General features: G+C 71.8%; 24 protein-coding genes and 1 pseudogene. 15 read left to right on the top strand and 10 right to left on the bottom strand.

Annotation, left to right across the window (positions count from 1 at the left end; genetic code table 11):
* Positions 1-5 precede the first annotated feature (5 nt).
* From O7635_RS01970 to O7635_RS01995, 6 genes are all read left to right on the top strand, one after another.
* Positions 6-407: a YbaB/EbfC family nucleoid-associated protein gene (locus O7635_RS01970; RefSeq protein ID WP_278078661.1), complete on the top strand. Its 402-nt coding sequence runs from the start codon at positions 6-8 to the stop codon at positions 405-407.
* Positions 408-469: 62 nt separating this feature from the next.
* The gene (locus O7635_RS01975) at positions 470-724 is read left to right on the top strand and encodes a hypothetical protein (protein ID WP_278078662.1); all 255 of its coding nucleotides are present in this window, start codon (positions 470-472) and stop codon (positions 722-724) included.
* A 6-nt stretch (positions 725-730) separates the two neighbouring features.
* A complete protein-coding gene (locus tag O7635_RS01980) occupies positions 731-1,225 on the top strand; it encodes a hypothetical protein (RefSeq protein WP_278078663.1) in 495 nt (164 codons plus the stop codon).
* A gap of 33 nt (positions 1,226-1,258) precedes the next feature.
* Complete coding sequence (locus O7635_RS01985; protein WP_278078664.1) at positions 1,259-1,738, top strand: EndoU domain-containing protein; 480 nt, start codon at positions 1,259-1,261, stop codon at positions 1,736-1,738.
* A 16-nt stretch (positions 1,739-1,754) separates the two neighbouring features.
* Positions 1,755-2,195, top strand: a complete 441-nt coding sequence (locus O7635_RS01990; RefSeq protein ID WP_278078665.1) for a hypothetical protein — start codon at positions 1,755-1,757, stop codon at positions 2,193-2,195.
* Positions 2,196-2,314: 119 nt separating this feature from the next.
* A complete protein-coding gene (locus O7635_RS01995; protein WP_278078666.1) occupies positions 2,315-2,602 on the top strand; it encodes a DUF1905 domain-containing protein in 288 nt (95 codons plus the stop codon).
* Positions 2,603-2,607: 5 nt separating this feature from the next.
* Here the strand turns inward: O7635_RS01995 and O7635_RS02000 are convergent, their stop codons facing one another.
* The 3 genes from O7635_RS02000 to O7635_RS02010 form a co-directional block, all read right to left on the bottom strand.
* Complete coding sequence (locus O7635_RS02000; RefSeq protein WP_278078667.1) at positions 2,608-3,165, bottom strand: dihydrofolate reductase family protein; 558 nt, start codon at positions 3,163-3,165, stop codon at positions 2,608-2,610.
* 69 nt (positions 3,166-3,234) lie between these two features.
* Positions 3,235-4,041 (bottom strand): MOSC N-terminal beta barrel domain-containing protein, encoded by an 807-nt coding sequence (locus tag O7635_RS02005; RefSeq protein WP_278078668.1) that lies wholly within the window; start codon positions 4,039-4,041, stop codon positions 3,235-3,237.
* 24 nt (positions 4,042-4,065) lie between these two features.
* Positions 4,066-4,899 (bottom strand): class I SAM-dependent methyltransferase, encoded by an 834-nt coding sequence (locus tag O7635_RS02010; RefSeq protein ID WP_278078669.1) that lies wholly within the window; start codon positions 4,897-4,899, stop codon positions 4,066-4,068.
* Between the two features lie 109 nt (positions 4,900-5,008).
* On the opposite strand from O7635_RS02010, the gene O7635_RS02015 reads away from it, so the two are divergent.
* The 6 genes from O7635_RS02015 to hutH are packed head-to-tail and all read left to right on the top strand — an operon-like array spanning position 5,009 to position 12,754.
* Entirely contained in the window at positions 5,009-5,851 is an 843-nt protein-coding gene (locus O7635_RS02015) for a MurR/RpiR family transcriptional regulator (protein WP_278078670.1), read from the top strand.
* A gap of 10 nt (positions 5,852-5,861) precedes the next feature.
* The gene (hutU, locus tag O7635_RS02020) at positions 5,862-7,496 is read left to right on the top strand and encodes a urocanate hydratase (RefSeq protein ID WP_278078671.1); all 1,635 of its coding nucleotides are present in this window, start codon (positions 5,862-5,864) and stop codon (positions 7,494-7,496) included.
* Complete coding sequence (locus O7635_RS02025) at positions 7,496-8,722, top strand: allantoate amidohydrolase (protein ID WP_278085350.1); 1,227 nt, start codon at positions 7,496-7,498, stop codon at positions 8,720-8,722. The genes hutU and O7635_RS02025 overlap by 1 nt, the downstream gene beginning before the upstream one ends.
* Positions 8,719-10,056: a formimidoylglutamate deiminase gene (locus O7635_RS02030; RefSeq protein WP_278078672.1), complete on the top strand. Its 1,338-nt coding sequence runs from the start codon at positions 8,719-8,721 to the stop codon at positions 10,054-10,056. Before O7635_RS02025 ends, O7635_RS02030 begins: the two co-directional genes overlap by 4 nt.
* On the top strand, positions 10,050-11,219 hold the full coding sequence (hutI, locus tag O7635_RS02035; RefSeq protein WP_278078673.1) for an imidazolonepropionase: 1,170 nt from the start codon (positions 10,050-10,052) through the stop codon (positions 11,217-11,219). Before O7635_RS02030 ends, hutI begins: the two co-directional genes overlap by 7 nt.
* Positions 11,216-12,754 (top strand): histidine ammonia-lyase, encoded by a 1,539-nt coding sequence (gene hutH, locus O7635_RS02040; RefSeq protein ID WP_278078674.1) that lies wholly within the window; start codon positions 11,216-11,218, stop codon positions 12,752-12,754. The genes hutI and hutH overlap by 4 nt, the downstream gene beginning before the upstream one ends.
* A 308-nt stretch (positions 12,755-13,062) precedes the next feature.
* On the opposite strand, the gene O7635_RS02045 is transcribed toward hutH, so the two are convergent.
* Positions 13,063-13,629: a helix-turn-helix domain-containing protein gene (locus O7635_RS02045; protein WP_278078675.1), complete on the bottom strand. Its 567-nt coding sequence runs from the start codon at positions 13,627-13,629 to the stop codon at positions 13,063-13,065.
* 232 nt (positions 13,630-13,861) lie between these two features.
* Between O7635_RS02045 and O7635_RS02050 the strand changes: the two genes are divergently transcribed.
* Positions 13,862-14,779, top strand: a complete 918-nt coding sequence (locus O7635_RS02050) for an alpha/beta hydrolase (protein WP_278078676.1) — start codon at positions 13,862-13,864, stop codon at positions 14,777-14,779.
* A 95-nt stretch (positions 14,780-14,874) separates the two neighbouring features.
* Complete coding sequence (locus tag O7635_RS02055; protein WP_278078677.1) at positions 14,875-15,282, top strand: hypothetical protein; 408 nt, start codon at positions 14,875-14,877, stop codon at positions 15,280-15,282.
* 239 nt (positions 15,283-15,521) lie between these two features.
* On the opposite strand, the pseudogene O7635_RS02060 reads toward O7635_RS02055, so the two are convergent.
* The 6 genes and pseudogenes from O7635_RS02060 to O7635_RS02085 form a co-directional block, all read right to left on the bottom strand.
* Positions 15,522-16,442, bottom strand: a pseudogene (locus tag O7635_RS02060) (AraC family transcriptional regulator); the annotation flags it as partial.
* A gap of 473 nt (positions 16,443-16,915) precedes the next feature.
* On the bottom strand, positions 16,916-17,530 hold the full coding sequence (gene rdgB, locus O7635_RS02065; protein ID WP_278078678.1) for an RdgB/HAM1 family non-canonical purine NTP pyrophosphatase: 615 nt from the start codon (positions 17,528-17,530) through the stop codon (positions 16,916-16,918).
* Positions 17,527-18,255: a ribonuclease PH gene (gene rph, locus O7635_RS02070; protein WP_278078679.1), complete on the bottom strand. Its 729-nt coding sequence runs from the start codon at positions 18,253-18,255 to the stop codon at positions 17,527-17,529. Before rph ends, rdgB begins: the two co-directional genes overlap by 4 nt.
* Positions 18,256-18,265: 10 nt before the next feature.
* Positions 18,266-19,429 (bottom strand): glycosyltransferase, encoded by a 1,164-nt coding sequence (locus O7635_RS02075; RefSeq protein WP_278078680.1) that lies wholly within the window; start codon positions 19,427-19,429, stop codon positions 18,266-18,268.
* Positions 19,426-20,571, bottom strand: a complete 1,146-nt coding sequence (locus tag O7635_RS02080) for a glycosyltransferase family 1 protein (protein WP_278078681.1) — start codon at positions 20,569-20,571, stop codon at positions 19,426-19,428. The genes O7635_RS02075 and O7635_RS02080 overlap by 4 nt, the downstream gene beginning before the upstream one ends.
* A 75-nt stretch (positions 20,572-20,646) precedes the next feature.
* The gene (locus tag O7635_RS02085) at positions 20,647-21,396 is read right to left on the bottom strand and encodes an MBL fold metallo-hydrolase (protein ID WP_278078682.1); all 750 of its coding nucleotides are present in this window, start codon (positions 21,394-21,396) and stop codon (positions 20,647-20,649) included.
* 394 nt (positions 21,397-21,790) lie between these two features.
* On the opposite strand from O7635_RS02085, the gene O7635_RS02090 reads away from it, so the two are divergent.
* Positions 21,791-22,471 carry a hypothetical protein gene (locus tag O7635_RS02090; protein ID WP_278078683.1) on the top strand — a complete coding sequence of 227 codons (681 nt, stop codon included), beginning with the start codon at positions 21,791-21,793 and terminating at the stop codon, positions 22,469-22,471.
* Positions 22,472-22,508 lie beyond the last annotated feature (37 nt).

Genomic DNA, 22,508 nt, shown 5'->3' on the forward strand with positions numbered 1-22,508 from the left:
GTAGCGTGACGTACCCATCAGACTTGATCAATCTGTTGTCGTCCGTGACGGCCGCGCTGTCGTCCGCGCAGGACCCCGCGTCGGTGGTCGGCGAAGGTGTCGCCGCCGACGGCTTGATCGTCGTGTGGACCGGGCTGCCGGGCCGGGTGACCGGCATCGACCTGGATCCGGCGGTGGCGCAGCTTCCGGTCGAGGAGCTGGCCGCCGCGTTGCTGACGGCGGTCAACTCGGCCCTGGCCGACCTGCAGGCGCAGGCCGGCCTGCCCGCCGGTGGCGCCAGCCTTGACGCGCTGTCCGGGCAGCTGCAGGAGATCCAGCAGCAGACGTCGCGCCAGTTCTCGGCGTTCACGGGCTCGCTGCTCGACGCCCAGGCGGCGCTCGCCCGCCGCGCGGGTGAGCCGCGATGACGGGTCCCGGTTTCGCGGTCGACCCCGGGGCGGTTGGTGGAGCCGGAGCTCAGCTGTCCCAGGTGGCGCTCGATTTCGGGTCGGCGCTCCAGGCGTTTCGGTCGGAACTGTCGTCGTTCGGCGCGCCATGGGGCGCCGACGAGATCGGCTCACTGATCGGAGCGGCCCACGAGGAGGTGGCGTCGTGGGCATTCGAGTGCTTCACGACGGCGGCCTCGGAGATCGAGGCCGCCGGGGCCGACCTGGGCGACATGGCGCGCGCCTATCTCGAAGTCGAGGAACGCGTCCGCGGCGCTTTCGACGCCTTCGGCCGGTGAGGTGCGATGTCGCTCGAACTCCCGGGAGAGCTGCGATCTCTGCTGGGCCTACTCGGCTACACGTGGCCGGAGGCGGACGAGGACAAGCTGTTCGGGATGGGCCAGGCCTGGCTCCGCTTCGCCGCGACCCTGGACAATTTGACCGCGAGTGCCAACGCCGGCGCGGCCCCGGTCTGGTCTCTCAACACGGGCGCCGACATCACCGCCTTCCAGCGGTGGTGGACCGACGAGGACAGCCCCCTGTCCACCCTCCGCGACGGCATGCCGGCCGCAACTCTGACCGGCACGGGCCTCATCATCTGCGGCACGATCGTGTTGGCGTTGAAGGTCGCGGTCATCGCCCAACTAACGATCCTGGCCATCCAGATGGCCCAGGCGATTGCCACCGCAGCACCGACGTTCGGGGCTTCGCTGGCCGAGATCCCGGTATTTCAGGCACTCGCCCGCACTCTGATCGGTCACCTCTTCGACGAGGTCATCACGACCCTGCTCGAGGCCTGAGCAATGTCCAGGGGCCGCGGTGGCGGCAAGTTGATGCGGGCGGCGTTGCAATACCTGCGTCGCGCGAAGAAACGAACACGGCCGGGGAGGTTGCCGCCGAGAGGGCTCGACCATGTCTTCGGTGGCGATGTTCGGCCGACGAAACCCAAGGGATCGGGGTACCACTACCGTCCCGGCGGCGTGGACTTCCCGGGTCGCCGTCTGCAACCCGGCTCGCTCTCCCGCAACCCGAGGACTGGCGTCTACACCGCCAAGCCGGAGTTCTTCGACGCCCAGCTGGACCCGCCCCATGGCCGCTGGAAACCGAAGGCTGGCAACCAAGGCTTCAGCACATTCTTCCCTGACCACTGGACACCAGCCCAGGTGGACGCAGCCATCGCGGGTGCTTTCCGCAACCACACGCTAGTGCCGGGCTCGACTAAGGTATGGCGAGGCACATACGGCGGAGTCAAGATCGAGGGATACCTCGATCCGGCAACGGGCGCGTTGAAACACGGCTGGCCACTCCTCTAACTCCACGAGGGCGTGTATGAGCTTCGTCGACTTTCACCTCACCAGCGAAGGCTTCCCCACCTTCGACCTCGAGGATCAGCGCTACCGGGCACTCGCCGCCTGGGCCGTCATCGACATATCGCTTCTCATGGGAGTCTGCCTGGATGCGTTGGCGATGGTCGACGACATCGCCAACGGACGCCCTGCCGAACCGTGGAGCAGCGAGCACTACGACCTGACGCTGACACCGGACGGCGTGAACTTCAGCAACTACTGGGCCGACGACGAGAACGGCGAATACACCTTCAGCGAGTTTCGGGAGGTCGTCGAACGCTACTGGGTGTTTCTCGCCAACCGGCCCGAAGAGCCGTTCATGCAACGCGAGTACTGGCCCGACCTGCCTGCGCCGGAGGCCGAAGTACGCCTTTGGGAGAAGACGTGGAACCGGCCCCACCCTTATCGCGGCCGGTTGTTCTGACCTGGTTCGGCTTGGCGCAGGATTCAACACACGTTCTTGCTCGACCGCTTCAACCGTTGCGCAGCCGAGCAGGCCAGCGGCGGGCGCGGCTGGCGTCCCCTGACCTTATGGTGGGCCGCATGGAGTTTGAGTTTGACGGTGAGGTGTGGTTCTGGAAGGGGCCTGCGCCGTGGTATTTCGTGACCGTGCCTGAGGATCATTGTTTCGAGTTGGCGGCTAACGCGGACCTGGTCACCTACGGGTGGGGCATGATTCCGGTGGCGGCGCAGGTGGGTGATACCGCGTACACGACGTCGCTCTGGCCCAAGGATGGGCGTTACATCGTGCCGCTCAAGACCGCCGTGCGGAAGGCTGAGCGGATCGATGTCGGTGACACCGTGACGGTCCGGCTCACTCTGGACGTGTGAGCCGTTCACGCCGGGACGTAGCTGAGTAGCACCGACCGCTTGTCGAACGTCCGTGTTTCCACCAGGTCCAGGCCGAAACGGTCGATCGGCAGCAGAGGCTTGCCGCCGCCTAGGACAACCGGGTGGACGATCACCTGGATCTCGTCGAGGAGGCCGAGCGAGGCCAGCAGGCCGCCGATCGCCGAGCCGCCGTTGAGCAGCAGGTCCTTCCCGGGCTCGGCTTTCAGGTCGGCCACCGCGGAAGCCACGTCCGAGCCGATCAGCCGGGCGTCCCAGTCGAGCGGGCCGCGCAGCGTACGCGAGAAAACGATCTTCGGTGTCGACCGCCAGACCGAGGCGAACTTCAGGTCGTGCGGGTGGTCCGACTCCTTGTCGGCGGTCGGCCAGTAACCGGACATCATCTCCCAGACGGCGCGCCCATAGAGAAAAGTGTCGACGCGGTCGTGCACCTCGTCGGCGTACGCCGAGAGGTCCGGCCCCATCGCCGTCCAGTCGAACTCGCCGTTGGGGCCGTCGATGAAACCGTCGACCGACGTGTGCACCCAGTAAATGATCTTGCGCATCTGGTCCTCCTGGCAGTGGCGTCTTCACCACTGAGGTCGGAGCCGGCGTAGCTCCTTCGACAGATCGCGCTAAAGAATTTCCACCTCGTCGCCCACCGCGACCGGGCCGACCGAATCCGGCACCAGGTTGAGGCCGAACATCAGGCCCTGGTCGATGTTGCGATATTTTCCGAGCGCCCGCAGCGGCTGCTTGCCCTTCTCCGCCGTCTCCTGGTCGATCGTCGTCACCACGCACCGGTCGCAGAGGCTGATCGCGCGGAACACCACCTCGCCGACCCGCACGCGCCCGCCGATCCATGAGTCCTCGGCCCACGGCGCGGCGCCTTCGACGACCAGGTTGGGGCGGAATCGGATGATCGGCACCGGTTCGTCGCCCGCCTCGAGCAGCCAGTCGTTGAGCGCGGTCAGCGACGCGGCGTTGGCCAGCAGCAGCGGGTAGGCGTCGGCGAACGTCATCGTGTCGACCTTGGCGGTGGCGCCGGCCACGTGCGCGGTCGGATCGTGGAGGAACACGAGCCGGACGGGGCGCTCCAGGAACTCGCTCAGCCACGCGTCGGCCTCGGCGCCCGCGGGTCGCGCCGGCACCAGGGCGGTCCGGCTCTTGAAGGTCTTCACACCCACGTCGTACGCCGGTGCGGGCTCCTGGATCGTGATGTCGGGGCGTCCTGGCGCGGCGAGCCGCAACTCGCCGGGCGAGGCCGCCGCATCCAGGAAGACGAGCTTTGCCGTCTCACGTTGGGTGACGCCGACGCCGTCCGCGTCCACAATCATCCAGCGGCGGTCACCCGCCAGCCCCCACCGCTCGACGCGCGCGTCGTCGTGGGTGATGCGGTGACAACCCTTGACGGGGTACGTGTAGATGGCGCCGAGTCGCATCGCTTCAGGGTGCCATCGGTGTCGTCACCAGGCGAGGCCAATTCCGTCGCCCGGGAACCAGTGCCGGGACGGCGTCTCGCGGTAGGCGAGGAACCGCCGGCCGGTGCGTTCCGCGTGCTCGGCCAGCACGTTGGTGACGGTCACGTTGTCGGTCAGCAGCAGGCCACCGGGCGCGAGCTTCGCCTCGACGGCCTCGAACTCGCGCCGCTCGTGCGCCACGCTGTGGTCGCTGTCGTGCAGGAACATGTCGACCTTGCGGTCCAAGGCGCCGATCGACTCGATGGAGTCGCCGATCACCAGGTCGACGACCTCGCTCCAGGGCGCCGTGCGGGCCAGATAACCCGCCTCGGGGTTGATGTCGAGCGACGTGACCCGGCCGGGCGCGCCCTCGGCGGTGTTCCGGAGCAGAGCGGCCGCGAGTACGCAGGTGCCGAGTCCTTTGTCGACACCGGTTTCCACGATGTGGGTGGGGCGTTTGGCGCGCACGATCGCGTACCAGCCGATGCGTCTGGCGTATCTGACCTGCTTGTCGGCCAGCCCTCGGCGCGCGGACGTGGCGGTGGCCGACTCGATGTGGCCGCGCAACGCCTGGTCGCCGTCGATCTCGGCGAAGTAGCCACGGACCGTGGCGACCGGCACCGCGCAGGTGATGCTGACGAACCAGGCCAGGTGCTCACGGGAGAGCTTGGTCAGCTCATAGGTGTAGTTGTGGTGCTCGCGCGACGTGAAGAGCCAGCGCACCGAGGTGCCGATGACCCTGGCGTCGTATCGGGCGACCCGGTGCAGCCGTTGCGGGAAGGCGGCCACGGGCGCGAGTGGTGTGCGGGCGATGGCTCGGCGAAGTCTCGTCCGGTTCACGCGGCAAGTTGTACCAGACGGTGTTACCTGCGTCACACAGCTAACTGCTCTTTCGCAGTATCGCCGCATGTCCTTGTTCCCTGAATAGTTCTATGCATAAGCTGCTCGCGTGAATGAAGGCGTTCGCGTGGTGGATCTGTTCCGTGGGGTTCGGCTGACACCGACCCAGCGGCGGATCGCCCACTGCCTTGTGCAGAACGCGACGTCCGCGGCTTACCTGTCGGCGTCCGAGGTGGCCGAGTTGGCCCAGGTCAGTCAGCCGTCGGTGACCCGGCTGGCGATGGCGCTGGGCTACGACGGCTATCCGGCGCTGCGCCGCAAGCTGCGCGAGCTGGTCAGCCCGCCGATCGACATCACCTGGGTCAAGCCCGACGGTGACAACGAGATCCAGCTGGCGCTGCGGGCCGAGGCCGACAACCTGCACGACCTGGCCGGTCGGCTGCACGACGCCGCGCCGTTGACCCGGGCCGGCGCGCTGCTGGCCGAGAGCCGGCCGCTGCCGGTGCTCGGGTTGCGCTCGGCGGCGCCGTTGGCCGCCTACTTCGCCTATTTCGCGGCCAAGGTGCACCCCGACGTGCGGTTGCTCGACACCGGGGGCAGCATGCTGGCCGACCGGGTCGACCAGGCCCGCGGGGCCGGCGCGAGCGCGCTGCTGGCCGTGGTGCTCCCCCGCTATCCGCGCGAGGCGATCGAGGCGTTGGCGGCGGCCCGGGCCGACGGTCTCGCGGTCGTGCTGATCACCGACTCCGCCGTCGGCCCGGCCGCCGAGCACGCCGACGTGGTGCTGACCGCCGCGGTCGGCGCCCAACTGGTCTTCGACCTGCACGCGGCCCCGATGGCCCTGGCCATGGTGCTGCTTCAGGCCCTCTGCGACGCCGCTCCGGCCGAGTCGCAGCGCCGCCTCGAAGAGTTCGAACGTTCCGCGTCCCGCCGTCAGTTGTTCGTGAGCTAGGAGGCTCGTCGTGCGCGCTCCGCGTGGCAGCAGCATCACCGCCCTTGGTTGGCCGCAGGAGGCCGCCAAGCGGATGCTGATCAACAACCTCGACCCGGAGGTGGCCGAGCGGCCCGACGACCTGGTGGTCTACGGCGGCACCGGCAAGGCGGCGCGCGACTGGCCGTCGTTCCACGCGCTCGTCCGCACGCTCGACACCCTGCGCGACGACGAGACCATGCTGGTCCAGTCCGGGCGGCCGGTCGGCGTGTTCCGCACCCACGAGTGGGCGCCGCGGGTGCTGCTGGCCAACTCCAATCTGGTGGGCGACTGGGCGACCTGGCCCGAGTTCCGCCGCCTGGAGAAGCTCGGGCTGACCATGTACGGGCAGATGACCGCCGGCTCGTGGATCTACATCGGGACGCAGGGCATCCTCCAGGGCACCTACGAGACGTTCGCGGCCGTGGCGGAGAAGCGGTTCGGCGGGTCGCTGGCCGGCACGCTGACGCTGACCGCGGGCTGCGGTGGCATGGGCGGGGCACAGCCGCTCGCCGTCACGATGAACGGCGGCGCCTGCCTGATCGTCGACGTCGACCGGTCCCGGCTCGACCGGCGGGTCGCCACCCGCTATCTCGACGTCGTGGCCGGGTCGCTCGACGAGGCGGTCGACCTGGCGGTGGCGGCCAAGGCCGAGCGGCGGGCGCTGTCCGTCGGCGTCGTGGGCAACGCGGCGACGGTCTTCCCCGAGCTGCTACGCCGGGGCGTCGAGATCGACATCGTCACCGACCAGACCAGCGCCCACGACCCGCTGTCCTACGTGCCGGAGGGGATCGACCCGGCCGACGCGCCCGACTACGCGGCCCAGAAGCCCGAGGAGTTCACCGACCGCGCCCGCGCCTCGATGGCCGCGCACGTGGCGGCGATGGTCGGCTTCCTCGACGCCGGCGCCGAGGTCTTCGACTACGGCAACTCGATCCGCGGCGAGGCGCAGCTCGGCGGCTACGAGCGCGCGTTCGCTTTCCCCGGCTTCGTGCCGGCCTACATCCGGCCGCTGTTCTGCGAGGGCAAGGGCCCCTTCCGGTGGGCCGCGCTCTCCGGCGACCCGGCCGACATCGCGGCGACCGACCGGGCGGTGCTCGAGCTGTTCCCGGAAAACGAGTCGCTGGCCCGGTGGATCCGGATGGCCGGCGAGCGCGTCGCCTTCCAGGGGCTGCCGGCGCGGATCTGCTGGCTCGGCTACGGCGAGCGCGACAAGGCCGGCGTCCGGTTCAACGAGATGGTCGCCTCCGGCGAGCTCTCCGCCCCGGTCGTCATCGGCCGCGACCACCTCGACGCGGGATCGGTCGCCTCGCCCTACCGCGAGACCGAGGCGATGGCCGACGGCTCCGACGCGATCGCCGACTGGCCGCTGCTCAACGCGCTGGTCAACACGGCCAGCGGCGCGTCCTGGGTGTCGATCCACCACGGCGGCGGGGTCGGCATCGGCCGTTCGATCCACGCGGGTCAGGTCTGCGTCGCCGACGGGTCCGCGCTGGCCGGGCAGAAGATCGAGCGTGTGCTGACCAACGATCCCGGCATGGGCGTCATCCGGCACGTCGACGCGGGCTACGACCTGGCCGCCGACGTGGCGGCCGAGCGCGGCGTGCGCATCCCGATGGCGGAATGATGGTCAGCGACCTGCTCCACTCCTTCCGGGAGGTGTGGGCTCAGCTGTCGGGCATCGGTCGGGCACCTGACGGCGGCTACCTGCGGTTCGCCTGGTCACCGGCCGAGATCGAGCTCCGCGACTGGTTCCATGCCCAGGCGGCGGCCCGCGACATGCCGGTCACCTCCGACGGCAACGGCAATCTCTTCGCCACCTGGGGCGACGGCGAGCCCGGTGGCGTGCTGACCGGCAGTCATTTCGACTCGGTGCCGCACGGCGGCGCCTACGACGGGCCGCTGGGGATCGTGTCGGCCTTTCTCGCCGTCGACGTGCTGCGCTCGCGCGGGTTCCAGCCCGTTCGGGCGATCACGGTGGCCGCCTTCGCCGAGGAGGAGGGGTCGCGGTTCGGGGTCGCCTGCCTCGGGTCGCGGTTGCTGACTGGTGCGATCGACCCGGAGCGGGCGGCCGCGCTGACCGATCGCGACGGCCTGTCCCTGGGTGACGTGCTCGGCGTGGTGCCCCACGGGGCGCGGCCTTCGTTCGTCGCCCGATTCGACGCCTACGTCGAGTTGCACGTCGAGCAGGGGCGGGCGCTCGGCTCGCCGGTGGGTGTCGCGAGCGCGATCTGGCCACACGGTCGGTGGCGCTTCGACGTCGAGGGCGAGGGCAACCACGCGGGCACCACGCTGATGAGCGACCGGCGCGACCCGATGCTGACCTACGCGTTCACGGTGCTCGCCGCCAACAAGGAGGCCCGGCTGCGGGGCGGCCACGCGACGGTCGGGCGGGTGGAGGTCGTGCCCAACGCGACCAACGCGATCCCGTCCGGCGTACGCGGCTGGCTCGACGCCCGGGCGGCCGACGACGAGACCCTCGCCGCCATGGTGGAGGCGCTGGCCAAGAAGGCCACCGAGCGGGCGGGGCGCGACGGCACCGCGATCCGGTTCACGGCCGAGTCGACGACCGGTGAGGTGCGCTTCGACGAAGGCCTGGCCGCCCGCCTCGCCACGCTGCTCGGCGACGTGCCGGTGCTGCCGACCGGGGCCGGGCACGACGCCGGGGTCCTCTCCGCCCACCTGCCCACGGCCATGCTCTTCGTCCGCAACCCCACCGGCGTCAGCCATGCCCCGGCGGAGTCGGCCACCGACGACGACTGCGCCGCCGGCGTCCTGGCCCTGGCCCGCGTGCTGGAGGAACTGTCCGGTCGACCACTCGTTGATCATGACGAGGGGGTGGCGCGGGCATGAGCGATGGGTTGTGGTTCGCCGACTGGGCCTGGCTGGGTTCCGACGAGGCGCCGACCGAGCACGTGGTGATCGAGGTGGCCGGCTCACGGTTCTCGACGATCACTGTCGGCGTGGCCACACCGCCGCCGGGGGCGATCCGGCTGCCCGGGCTCACCCTGCCGGGGCTCGCCAACGTGCACTCGCACGCGTTCCACCGCGCCCTGCGCGGCCGCACCACCGACGACCGGGGCAGCTTCTGGACCTGGCGCGACCGCATGTACGCGCTGGCCGGCCGCCTCGACCCCGACCGCTACCTGGCGCTGGCCCGGGCCACCTACGCCGAGATGGCGCTGTCCGGCATCACCACGGTCGGCGAGTTCCACTACCTGCACAACGACGTCGACGGCGAGCCCTACGTCGACCCCAACGTGATGGGGACCGTGCTGATCGAGGCCGCCGCCCAGGCCGGCATCCGGATCACGCTGCTCGACGCGCTCTACCTGACCTCGTCGGCCGACGGCGCGCCGCTGGAGGGCGTCCAGCTGCGGTTCGGCGACGAGGATCTCGACGGCTACTTCACCCGCCTGGCCCGGCTCGACGAGGCCAACGTCGACAACGCCGACAACGTGCGGATCGGCGCCGCGCTCCACTCGGTGCGGGCCGTCCCGGCCGCGCTGCTGCCGGAGTTCGCCGAGCGCACCGCCGGCCGGCCCCTGCACTTCCACCTCTCCGAGCAGCGCGCCGAAAACAAGGCGTGCCTGGCCGCCTACGGGCGCACCCCGACCGAGCTGCTCTCGGACAGCGGCATCCTCGGCACCCGCTCGACCGCGATCCACGCCACCCACCTCACCGACCTCGACCGCACGCTGCTCGGCGACACCGGCACGGGCATCTGCTTCTGCCCGACCACCGAACGCGACCTCGCCGACGGCATCGGGCCCGCCCGGGCGCTGGCCGACGCCGGCAGCCCGCTCTCGCTCGGAAGCGACAGCCAGACGGTGATCGACCTCTTCGAGGAGGCGCGCGCGCTCGAGGCCGGCGAGCGGCTGCGCACCGAGCGGCGCGGCCACTTCATGCCGGCGGAGCTGGTCCGGGCCGCCTCCGTCGCCGGCCACAACGCGCTGGGCTGGGCCGACGTGGGACGCATCGCGGTCGGCGAACGGGCCGACCTGGTCACGATCAACACCGCGAGCCCGCGTACGGCCGGCGCCCCGCCGGTCGGCGCACCGCTCGCCGCCACCGCCGCCGACGTCACCACCGTGGTGGTCGACGGGCGGGTCACCGTCCGCGACGGGCACCATGTGCGGATAGACGTGCCGGCGGCGCTCGAAGAGGCGGTGCACAGCCTGTGGTGAGTTTCGTGATCGACAACATCGGCGAGCTGGTGACCAACATCCCGGGCACCGGCGACGGCGGCCTGCTCGGCATCCGGCGCAAGGCCGCGGTGCTGGTGGAAGAGGGCGACATCGCCTGGATCGGACCGAGCCGCTACGCCCCGGCGGCCGACCGGCGGATCGACGCCCAGGGCGGCGCGGTGCTGCCCGGCTTCGTCGACAGCCACGCCCACCTGGTCTTCGCCGGCGACCGGGCCGCCGAGTTCGCCGCCCGGATGGCCGGCGAGCCCTACACCGGCGGCGGGATCCGCACCACGGTCGCCGCGACCCGGGCCGCCGACGACGACCTGCTCCGCGACAACGTCGACCGGCTGCGGGCCGAGGCGCTGCGGCAGGGCACCACGACCATCGAGATCAAGAGCGGCTACGGGCTGACCGTGGCCGACGAGGCCCGCTCGTTGCGGATCGCCGGCGAGTTCACGCAGGAGACGACCTTTCTGGGCGCGCACGTGGTCCCGCCCGAATACGCCGACCGCACCGACGACTACGTCGGGCTGGTCTGCGGGCCGATGCTGCGGGCGGCCAAGCCCTACGCCCGCTGGATCGACGTGTTCTGCGAGAAGGGCGCGTTCGACGCCGACCACGCGCGGGCGATCCTGACGGTGGGCAAGGACGCCGGGCTGGGCGTACGCGTCCACGCCAACCAACTCGGCCCCGGTGAGGGCGTGCAGCTGGCGGTGGAGCTGGGCGCGGCCAGCGCCGACCACTGCACGCACCTGTCCCGCGTCGACGTCGACGCGCTGGCGGGCTCGCGTACCGTGGCGACCCTGCTGCCCGGCGCCGAGTTCTCCACCCGGTCGACCTATCCCGACGCGCGCCGGCTCATCGACGCCGGCGCCACGGTCGCGCTGGCGACCGACTGCAACCCCGGCTCGTCCTACACCTCCTCGATGCCGTTCTGCATCGCCCTCGCGGTCCGCGAGATGGGCATGATGCCGGCCGAGGCGGTCTGGGCGGCCACCGCGGGCGGCGCCCGGGCGCTGCAGCGCGACGACGTGGGCGTGATCCGCCCCGGCGCGCGGGCCGACATCGTGCTGCTCGACGCGCCCACCCATCTGCACCTGGCCTACCGGCCGGGCGTACCGCTGGTCACCAAGGTTCTGCACAACGGAGCGCCGCAATGACAACCGTCACCGTCCTGTCCACCGGCATCACCCCGGAAGACGTCCATGCCGTGGCCCGCGGGGCCGCGCTGGTCGAGCTGCACCCCACGGCCGTCGAGGCGATGGCGGCGTCGCGGGCCCACGTCGACCGCATCGAGGAGTCCGGCCGCCCCGTCTACGGCGTGTCCACGGGCTTCGGCTCGCTGGCCAACACGTTCGTCGCCAGCGAGCGGCGGGCCGAGCTCCAGCACGCGCTGATCCGCTCGCACGCCGCCGGCGTCGGCGCACCGATGCCGCGCGAAGTGGTGCGGGCGATGATGCTGCTGCGCATCCGGTCGCTGGCCATGGGCCGCTCCGGGGTGCGCCCGCTGGTCGCGCAGGCGCTGGTCGACCTGCTCAACGCCGACGTGACCCCGTGGGTGCCGGAGCACGGCTCGCTCGGCGCCTCCGGCGACCTCGCGCCGCTGGCGCACTGCGCGCTCGTGCTGCTCGGCGAGGGTTGGGTGCTCGACAAGTCCGGCGCCCGGATCGACGGCGGCGAGGCGCTGCGCCGGGCCGGCCTGCGCCCGATCGAGCTGGCCGCCAAGGAGGGCCTCGCGCTGGTCAACGGCACCGACGGCATGCTCGGCATGCTGCTGCTCGCCCTCGGCGACGCCGCCCACCTGTTCTCGATGGCCGACCTGACCGCGGCGCTGTCGATCGAGGCCATGCTCGGCTCCGACCGCCCGTTCATGCCGGAGCTCCACGCGATCCGCCCCCACCCGGGCCAGAGCACCTCCGCGGCCAACATCCACCGTCTGCTGCAGGGTTCCGCGATCATGGATTCCCACCGCGACGACCTGGCCCACGCGGTGCAGGACGCCTACTCGATGCGCTGCGCGCCCCAGGTGGCCGGCGCCGCCCGCGACACGCTCGAGTTCGCCGCCCAGGTGGCCGGCCGCGAGCTGCGCTCGGTCGTCGACAACCCGGTCGTACTGCCCGACGGCCGCGTCGAGTCCACCGGCAACTTCCACGGCGCGCCGCTGGGCTTCGCGGCCGACTACCTGGCGATCGCCGCGGCCGAGGTGGGCGCCATCGCCGAACGCCGCGTCGACCGCCTCCTCGACGTGTGCCGCTCCCGCGACCTGCCGCCGTTCCTGTCCCCGGACGCGGGCGTCAACTCCGGGCTGATGATCGCGCAATACACGGCGGCCGGGATCGTCGCCGAGAACCGCCGCCTGGCCTCCCCCGCGTCGGTCGACTCGCTGCCGACCAGCGGCATGCAGGAAGACCACGTGTCGATGGGGTGGGCGGCTACCCGCAAGCTGCGGACGGTGCTCGACAACCTCACGAGCCTGCTCGCGGTGGAGCTGTTGGCCGCGGTCCGCGGCATCCAGCTCCGCGCGCCGCTGACGCCGTCGCCGGCCGGCACCATCGCCGTCGAGGCGGTGACCCGCTTCGCGGGCGCTCCCGGGCCGGACGTCTTCCTGGCGCCGGTGATCGAGGCGGCGCGGGCGCTGGTCAGCGGCCCAGACCTACGCGCGGCGATCGAGAGGGAGGTCGGCCCGCTGAGCTGACCGCGCGGAAGGCCGCAGCCGGCTCACGCGGCCAGAGGCAGCCTTTGGCATCGCGGTCCGCCGCGGCTGCCGCAGGCCGCAGCCGGCTCACGGGGCCAGAAGCAGCCTTCGGCATCGCACTCCGCCGCGGTGGCCGCAGGCCGCAGCCGGCTCACGGGGCCAGAAGCAGCCTTCGGCATCGCACTCCGCCGCGGTGGCCGCAGGCCGCGGCCGGCTCAGCCGGCCAGAAGCAGCCTTCGCCATCGCGGTCCGCCGCGGTTGCCGCAGGCCGCAACCATGCGTGCGCCTAGGAGCGGGCGGCGCGTTTGTCACTTCTCGCCGGCGGCGTAGGGCTGGGCGAAGAGCAGCAGCTCCACCGGGCGGGTGCCCGGTGGGCGGGCGTCCGTGTCGCGGAGGCGGTCGTCGTAGCGACCGAGCACTTCCCGGATGTCCGTGATCATCGCGCGGACCTCGTCGAGAGTCCCGTAGACGACCGTGCCCGACCCACCGAGCACCTCCTGCCAATCCGCCGGCTCGGTGTGCCGCGTCGCCTGCGCTGACTGCAGCCGCGCCACCCAGTGCCGCAGCAGCACATCCGACAGTGCGCGCGCCGCGGCCGACGACTGTTCGTCGTCCTGGACGTCCGAGAACGCGAGCGGCACGTCGAGGGCGCGCCACGGCCGCCGACGGCCCGGGCCCGTGCCGACCTCCTCGACGAAGCCGAAGCGGGCCAGGGCGCGCAGGTGGAAGGCGCAGTTGGTCGGGGTCTCGCCGAGCAACCGGCTCGCCTCGGTCGCGGTCAGCGTGTCGTGCACGCGGAGGGCTTCCATCAGCGCGATCCGGGTCGGGTGCGCCAGCGCGCGCATCGCCGCCGCTCCCTGCAGACGTCCGGGCATCGCGCGAAATCCTCTCTTGTATTGAGTCCTGTCTTTCGAGAATATCGTCTCGAAAGAACTCGCTCGACACCGGGGAGCAAGCGAGACCCAGGTACCGAGCGAGGCTCAAGCAGCAGGCGAGAACTAGTGAGCTGGCGAGACCTAGTGAGCTAGCGAGACCTAGTGAGCTGGCCAGACCCAGGAACCGAGCGAGACACCGAGCACCGAGCGCGAAAACCTCAGGAGGCGACGCATGACGATCCGGCGGCACAGCGACGACCCGGTGATCACGGCTCTGTCCGCGCTGGCCCCCGACGCGGGCTTCACGCGCGGCGAGCTGGAACGCACCGGCGGACGCCGCCTCCGCTGGGTCGAGAGCGCCACCGCCGGACCGACGATCCTGCTAGCCGCCGGCGCCGGCGACACCGTGCTCGACTGGGGCACCATCCTGCCCGCCCTGGCCGCCGACTTCCGCGTCGTCGCGTACGACCGGGCCGGTCTCGGCGCCAGCGACCCGAGCGGTCGGCGCCTCACGATCGACTCGCAGGTCGACGACCTGGTCGCCCTGCTCGACGCCCGCGGCCCGGCCCTCCTGGTGGGCCACAGCTGGGGCGGCCTGTTGGCCCAGCACGCGGCCGCCGCCCGACCCGGGCAGGTCGCCGGGGTGGTGCTGGTCGACCCGACCCACGAGGAGGTGATGGCCGCGCTGCCGAAGCGGCTGCAGCTCGGATCGGAGGTCATCCTCGGCTGGATCGTCGCGCTCAAGGCGGTGGGCCGCTTCGACAAGTGGCTCGACAAACACGCCCGCGGGCTCGCCGACCGCTGCACCGACGACCCGGCGATCCGGGAGCTGCTGGTCACCGCCTACCACGCCTCGTACGCCGGGATCGCCCAGGTCGCCGCCATTCGCGCCGAGAACCGGCTCGCCTCCGCCGTCCCCGCCGCCCGCCGGGCGCGCGCCACGCTGGTCCCGCCCGACGTGCCGATGACCATCCTGACCGCGACCCGGGACAAGCCGCCAAACCTGCAGATCCGCTCCGCCGAGCTCGCCGACGAGACCGCGGCCGCGTACCCCCGGGGTCAGCACATCGTGATCGACGATTCGGGCCATTACATTCACCACGACCAGCCGGCCGCGACCGTCGCCGCGATCAAATCCGCCGCAGGCTGATCACGGGTTCCGGCGGCCACACCGGTCGCGGCTTGAGCCGCAACTCACGCGCGAATGAGCATCGCGACACCGGTGATCGACGGCAGACTGTGCCCATGGTGGAGTCGCAACATCGCGAGGAGACCGCCAGTCGTCCCCTCCTCCTCAACAAGTACGCCGCCGTGGTCGTGTTCATCGTCGGGTACGCGGCGCTCGCCGCGGTGGCCCGCCCGCTGACCCTGCCGGCGTCGTTCACGGTGCTCGTCCCGGGGCTGGCTCTGGTCGTCTGGGGCACCCGCCGGATCCCGAACCGGACCCACAGGACCACCCGGGCGACGGTCGCCACCTGGTTCACCCTGCTCGGCCTGTTCTGCGTCTGGGAGCTGGTCGCCTTCGGCTGGGGCAACGACCAGGGCCACCCGACGCTGAGCCTGGCGTTCGACCCCGTGCTGGAGAACTATCCGGCCCGGGTGATCGGCTACGTCATCTGGCTGAGCACCGGCGCTTGGGTGGCGACCCGATGAGTCCGCGCTACATCCTGATCACGGGGTTCATCGTCATCTTCGGTTCGATGCTCGTCGTCGACCTCGTCAGCCGCCGCCGTGGCCGCGGCCCCGAGCCGGCGGCGACCGCGCTCACCGCCGCGATGCGTACGCCGCTCGGCCGCGTCCTCGTCCTCGGCTGGTGGTGCTGGATCGGCTACCACTTCCTGGCCCGCTGAGCGCGCCGGGACAGCCGGGACCGCGGCGACCGCCGACCGGTTGCGGTGCTCCTGCGGGCTCACCCCGTGCACCCGCTTGAACGCCGTGCTCAGCGCGAACGCGCTCCCATACCCCACCTGCCGCGCCACCGCCGCGACCGTGGCGTCGGGCTCCCGCAGCAGATCGGCCGCGAGCGCGAGCCGCCAACCGGTCAGATAGGACATCGGCGGCTCACCGACGAGATCCGCGAACCGGCGCGCCAACGCGGCCCGCGACAGCCCACTGCGGGCGGCGAGCGACGCAACGGTCCACGGGTGTGCCGGGTTGTTGTGCAACATCCGCAACGCCCGCCCGACGACGGGATCGGTCTGCGCCTGGTACCACGCCGGCGCCGCCGCCTCCGGCCGCGAGAACCAGGCCCGCAGCACCGCGATCAGCAACAGGTCCAGCAGCCGATCGAGCACCGCCGACTGCCCCTGCTCGTCCCGCGTGATCTCCGCACCGAGCAGCCCGATCAACGGACTGTCCCACTCACCGGACCGCAGCACCAGCAGCCGCGGCAGCGCCCGCAACAGCCGGTCGCTGATCTCCCCGTTGACCTGGTAGGTGCCGGTCAACAACATCGACCCGCCGGTCTCGCTGGTCCCCCACGTCCGCACGCCGAGACTCATCTCGTCATGCAGATCGACACCGTCCAATGTGGTGCACCGCTGCCCGGGATGAATCACGATCTGCGGCGCCGTCCCGGGATCGTCCGCGATCGTGTAGTGATCGGGCCCGCGCATCACCGCGACATCCCCGGGCGCCAACCCCACCGGCTCAGCCCCGTCGAACGTCACCCACGCGTCCCCACGCACCACGGACACGATCGACAACGGCGCCTCGTCGCGAATCCGCAACGACCACGGCGGATCCAACACACACCGCAGCAGGAACGCCTCCCGCGCCCGCGGCCCGTCCAGCAGCCCGGCCAGAGCATCCATCGACCCATGCTAACGACAACCACCACGCCGACCAGGCCCGTTCAAGCCGCCAACAGCCAGGCGGGACTCGGGTCCGCGGCGCTTACGACCGTCGCTCCCGCCAGACACCGCTCCGCTGCGCTGCGCTGCCAGGCCCGACCCCGGTCACCCTCACCCCAAACGCCTCACAAGCAACACCAACCACGGCTGTCATGACAGTAACGCCATGGCGCAGGGAGCGTCCGGCGAGTCGCCGGTGCTGTGGTTATAGCGCGAGCGCGGACATGGTTTGGCATGTGCGTACATGCCAAAGCATGTGCGCCTCAGGCCACCACCTTCCTCCGGCGGCGCCGAACGCGCGTTAAGAGTGACCAGGCGCGGGCCTGGCAGCGAAGCGGTCCCTGGCGGGAGCAACGGTCGCGCCCACCGCGAACCCGAGCCAACTCAGCGAATCTGGGTCCTGAGCGACGACCACGGCCCGCACTCGAGCCCCCTCAGCGGATCTGCTCCTTGGCAATGACCTTGGCCAGCGCCCGCAAGGCCTTGCCGCGGTGGCTGATCGCGTCCTTCTCCTCGGGCGCCAGCTCGGCGTTGGTGCGGTCCTGGCCTTCGCCGATGAAGAGCGGGTCGTAGCCGAACCCGCCCGTCCCCCGCGGTGCCCGCAGCATGCGGCCCTGTTGGCGGCCCTCCACCAGGTGTTCGCGGCCGCCCGGGGTAACGAGAGCCGCAGCGCAGACGAAGGCGGCGCCGCGGTTCTCGTCGGCGAAGTCGCTGATCTGGGCCAGCAGCAGCTCGTTGTTGGCGTTGTCGTCGCCGTGTTTGCCGGCCCAGCGGGCGCTGAGCACCCCGGGCATGCCGTTGAGGGCGTCCACCGCGATCCCGGAGTCGTCGGCGATCGTCGGCAGGCCCGTGCGGCTCGCGCCCTCGCGGGCCTTGATCAGGGCGTTCTCGGCGAAGGTCAGGCCGGTCTCGGCGGGTTCGGGGTAGGCGGCCACGTCGCGCAGGCTGACCAGCTCGATCGCGCCGCCGCCGAGGGCCGCGTCGAGGATGCGCTGCAGCTCGACCAGCTTCTTGGCGTTGTTGGTCGCCAGCAGCATCCGGCGGCTCATGACGCCAGCGCCTTCCGCTGGGCGTCGGTCAGGGTCGCGCAGCCGGCCACCGCCAGGTCGAGGAGGGCGTTGAGCTCGGCCCGGTTGAAGACCGCGGCCTCGCCGGTGCCCTGCACCTCGACGAAGTCACCGTCGCCGGTGCAGACGACGTTCATGTCGACGTCGGCGGCGCCGTCCTCCAGGTACATGAGGTCGAGGCGGGGCTCGCCGTCGATCACGCCGACGCTGACCGCGGAGACCGAGCGGGGCAGGGCCGCCTCGACGGTGCCGGCGAGCAGCTTGCGGCCGGCGATCCAGGTGACCGCGTCGTGCAGGGCGACGTAGGCGCCGGTGATCGCGGCCGTGCGGGTGCCGCCGTCGGCCTGGAGCACGTCACAGTCGAGAACGACGGAATTTTCACCCAGCGACTTGAGGTCGACGCAGGCCCGCAGGCTGCGGCCGATCAGGCGGGAGATCTCCTGCGTACGCCCGCCGACCCGGCCCTTGACACTCTCCCGGTCGGAGCGGGTCGTGGTGGCCCGGGGCAGCATCGCGTACTCCGCGGTCACCCAGCCCAGGCCGCTGCCCTTGCGCCAGCGGGGCACGCCCTCGGTGACGCTGGCGGTGCACAACACCCGGGTGTCGCCGAACTCGACCAGCACCGAACCCTCAGGGTGCATGCTCCACTGTCGAGTGATCGTCACCGGTCGCAGCTGGTCGGGTCGCCGCCCGTCTGGTCGAGCCATGTGGGCCAGCCTAGGCGGCCTCCACGTCCGCCCGCGCGCGCCCCGCTGTCACCGCCGCCCGGTGGGCGCCGAGGAACCCGGCCGTCGCCTCCGGCCAGGAGAACCGCTCGGCCCGCAGCCGGGCCCGTGAGCGGCGCGAACGCTCGTCGACGGCGAGCAGGCCGGTCACCGCGGCGGCCAGTTCGACACCCGTGCCCGGTGCGGCGGCGCCGGCCGGGCCGATCACCTCGGGCAGCGCGCTGGCCGCGTTGACCACGACCGGCGTCCCGCAGGCCAGCGCCTCCAGGGCGGCCAGCCCGAACGTCTCCACCGGTCCCGGCGCGACCACCACGTCGGCGCTGGCCAGGAGCGCCGCCACGGCGGCCTGGTCGGGCAGGAAGCCGGCGAACGTGACCGGCAGGCGGGCCGCGCGCTCCTCCAGCGCCGGGCGCCGCGGGCCGTCGCCGAGCACGACCAGGCGGGCCGGCACCCCGGCGCGGACCAGCGCGGCCAGCGTGTCGACGGCCAGTTCCGGCTTCTTCTCCGGCGACAGGCGGGTGCAGGTGACCAGCAGCACCTCACCCGCGGCGGCATAGCGCGAACGGACCACCGGGTCACGCCGCCCCGGATGGAAGGTCGACAGGTCCACGCCGAGCGACGCCCGCCGCACCGGCACCCCGAGACGGAGGAACTCCTCTGCCGCCCAGCCGGTGGTGCAGACGATCGTGTCGTACGCGGCCGCGGTGCGCGCGTTGAGCGCGTCGGCCGCCTGCCGCCCGGCCGCCCCCGACAGCCCGGACAGCCGCAGCAGTCCGGCCAGGCTCTCGTGGGAGACCATCACGCTGCGCACCCCGGCCTCCCGGGCCCACCGTCCCGTCCAGCGCAGCGTCGAGCGGTCGGAGACCTCCAGCCGGTCCGGCGCGAGGCGGTCCAGCAGCCGGGCCAGCGGGCGGCGGCCGATCAGCACCCGGTAGCCGCCGGTCAGTGGCACCATCGGCCCCGGGAGCGTGATCACCCGGCCCTGGTCGGTCTCCTCGTCGGCGTACCGCTCACCGGGCATGACCAGGATCGGCTGGTGGCCGTTGGCGATGTAGCCGGCGCCGAGGCTGCGCAACGCCGTCCGGAGGCCGCCGGACCTGGGCATGATGAAGTTGGCGAGCCGCACGATGCGCAGCCCGGTCGCGCCGGAGCTCATGCCGCGACGGCCAGCCGCGGCCGGGTCGCCCGCCCCCGGAGCACCTCGCTGTAATGGCCGACCAACTCGTCGCCGATCGCCGCCCACGTCCGGCCGGCGACCGAGTCACGCGCGGCCAGGCCGTAGCGCTCGCGCAGTTCGGGATCGGCGACCAGCGCCGCCACCGCGGAGGCGATCGCCACGCCGTCGCCCGGCGGCACCAGCGTCCCCGTCAGGCCGGGGCGCACCAGGTCGACCGGCCCGCCGGCGGCCGGCGCGACCACCGGCACGCCGCTGGCCATCGCCTCCTGCACGCTCTGGCAGAACGTCTCGTGGGGGCCGGCGTGCACGAACACGTCTAGGCTCGCGTAGATCCGGGCGAGTTGGTCGCCACCGCGCTGGCCCACGAAGATCGCGTCCGGCAGGTGCTTCTCGGCGTCCTTGCGGCCGGGGCCGTCGCCGACGACGACCAGCCGCACGCCGGGCATCCGGGACACCGGCGCCAGCAGGTCGAGGCGCTTCTCGGCGGCCAGGCGGCCCACGTACCCGATGAGCATCTCGCCGTTGGGCGCGAGCGCCCGGCGGACCGCGGCGCTGCGCTTGCTGGGCTGGAACCGCGCGGTGTCGACCCCGCGACCCCAGCGGTGCACCCGGTGGATGCCCTGCGCGACGAGGTCGGTGACGGAGGTCGAGGACGGTGCGAGCGTACGGTCGGCGCCGTTGTGGATCGTCCGGATCCAGTGCCAGGTGATGTCTTCACCCCAGGCCAGCCGGTAGTTGCGCAGGAACGCCGCGATGTCGGTCTGGTAGACGGCGACGGTCGGCAGGTTGCGCTGGTTGGCCACCGCCACGCCGCGCGCGCCGAGGAAGAACGGGCTGGCCAGGTGCACGACGTCGGGGGCGTGCGAGACGAGCGCGTCGGTGAGGCGGGCGCTGGGCATGCCGAACCGGAAACCGCGGTAGCGGGGCAGGGGCACGCTCGGGATGCGGATCACCGGGTACGGCCGGGCGCCGGTCACGCCGCGGGCCGAGGACGACGGGGCGGGAGCGATCACCATCGGCTGGTGACCACGGGCGACCAGGTGCTCCGCGACGCGGACGACGGAGTTCGCTACGCCGTTGACATCCGGCGGGAAGGACTCCGTGATGAGCGCGATACGCATGGGCTCACGGTCGGTGCCGGTAGGGTGCGGGGAGCGACAGCCGGTTGTCGGACTGGCGAACAGTGCCTGAAGGGTTCAGATGTCGTAGCGCGCGCCCGGTCGGACGATCTCCATCGGGCCTGCGTACGTGGCCGACGCCGCCTCGAACGTGAGCGCCTCGCTGCCCCACGCGGTGACCAGATGGGTCAGCAGCAACCGCCCGACGCCGGCCTTCGTGGCGACCTCGCCCGCCTCGCCGCCCGTCAGGTGGATGTCCGGCGGGTTGTCGGCGCCGTCCAGGTAGCTCGCCTCGCACAGGAACACGTCGGCGCCGTGGGCCAGCCGCAGCAGCGCGTCGCACGGCGCGGTGTCCGACGAATAGGCCAGCACGCTTCCCTGGTGCTCGATCCGCACGCCGTAGGTCTCGACCGGATGGTTGACCCGGTCGACGACCACCTGGAACGGACCGATCGGGAACGAGCCCGGCTGCAGGCCGTAGAAGGTGTAGACGTCGTCGAGCGGGTCCTCGACCTCGTTGTTGTAGCCGGCCGCGATCCGGGCCGGGGCACCGGCCGGCGCGTAGACCGGGATGGGCGGGTAGGCGCCCTCGGGCGCGTAACGCCGGACCACGATGTAGTCACAGGCGTCCGACATGTGGTCGCAGTGCAGGTGGGTGAGCAGGATCGCGTCGATGCCGTGCAGGGACGAGTAGCGCTGCAACGCCGAGAGCGATCCGGTGCCGAAGTCGACCAGGAGCCGGAAATCATCCGCTTCGATCAGGTACGCGGAACAGGCGGACTCGGGGCCGGGAAAACTGCCGGCACAGCCGAGGATCGTCAGACGCATCCGAACGTTCCCGAGGCGCGATTGACAGGCCCGCCGACCTTTCGGAGGCGCAAGATCGTGGTCGACGAGATTGTCACGCTGCGCAGCCTACGCCGTGGTCCGGATGCTCCGGAAAGATCTGATCGAACTTGTCGCGAAGGTGACACCGCAGCGTCGGATACCTTCCGGCGATTCCGCATGATCGCGGTTGGAGATCATGCCGTTACGCCCAGTCACATTCTGCCGTTGAACCGATGGCGGGCCCGCCGGGAGGCGGCGGGCCGATAAAGGCGCGGGACGGTGACGTGTGTCGAGCCAGGCAGATACCCCCTCGGCGGACAAAACAGACAGCGGTACGGCGGAGCCGTCGTCACCCCGACACGCCAAAGGATCGGACACGTCCGCGGCGACCGGCGTGATCGCCGAGACACCCGTGCTGCCGCCCGAGGACGTCCGCGTCCTGCCGATCGTCCCGCCGGCGCCGAGCCAGCCGGGCGCGGAGTCCGGCGCGGACTCCGGCGCGGAGTCGTCGGAGCGGACGACCGCGACGCCCGGCGTCCCGACCATCACCGGCCTGGACACGATGGCGGAGCCGGCCGCACCGCCGGCACCGCCGGCGCCGCCCGCGCCGCCCGCCGGCATCGAGGTGGCGACCGGTGCCCGGCCCGCCGCCGAAGAGCCGCAGCCCGACACCACCGCCGGCGCCGTCAGCGTCGAACGCCTGCCGACCCGGCTGAGCATCAACAAGGCCAAGCACGCGGCGGCGGCCCAGACCGGCATCTTCCGCCTCGGCGACCTGGTGCACTCCGACAGCAAGCCGACCCCCGAGAGCGCGCACATGCTCGGCATCTGCGCCTGGGGAACGGCGCTGGCCCTGGCCGGCATCGGGGTCGGCGTCCGCGGCCTGGTGGCGATCATCGGCGGCACGGCACCGGGCTGGTACCAGCCGGCGCTGATCGTCGTCGGCCTGATCGGGGTGCTGCTGACCGTCAGCGCGCTGGTCACGATCCAGCGCCGCTACCTGCCCTGGCTGCTGCTCGCGTTCGCCACGCTCCCGCTGGCCGTGACGATCGCGTTGACAATCATCGCCCTCTAGCGCGACCGTCCTTCTCTGCCACCGTCGCGAGAGGACA

It is taken from the genome of Asanoa sp. WMMD1127 (assembly GCF_029626225.1).
In the GTDB taxonomy this organism is placed as follows: domain Bacteria; phylum Actinomycetota; class Actinomycetes; order Mycobacteriales; family Micromonosporaceae; genus Asanoa.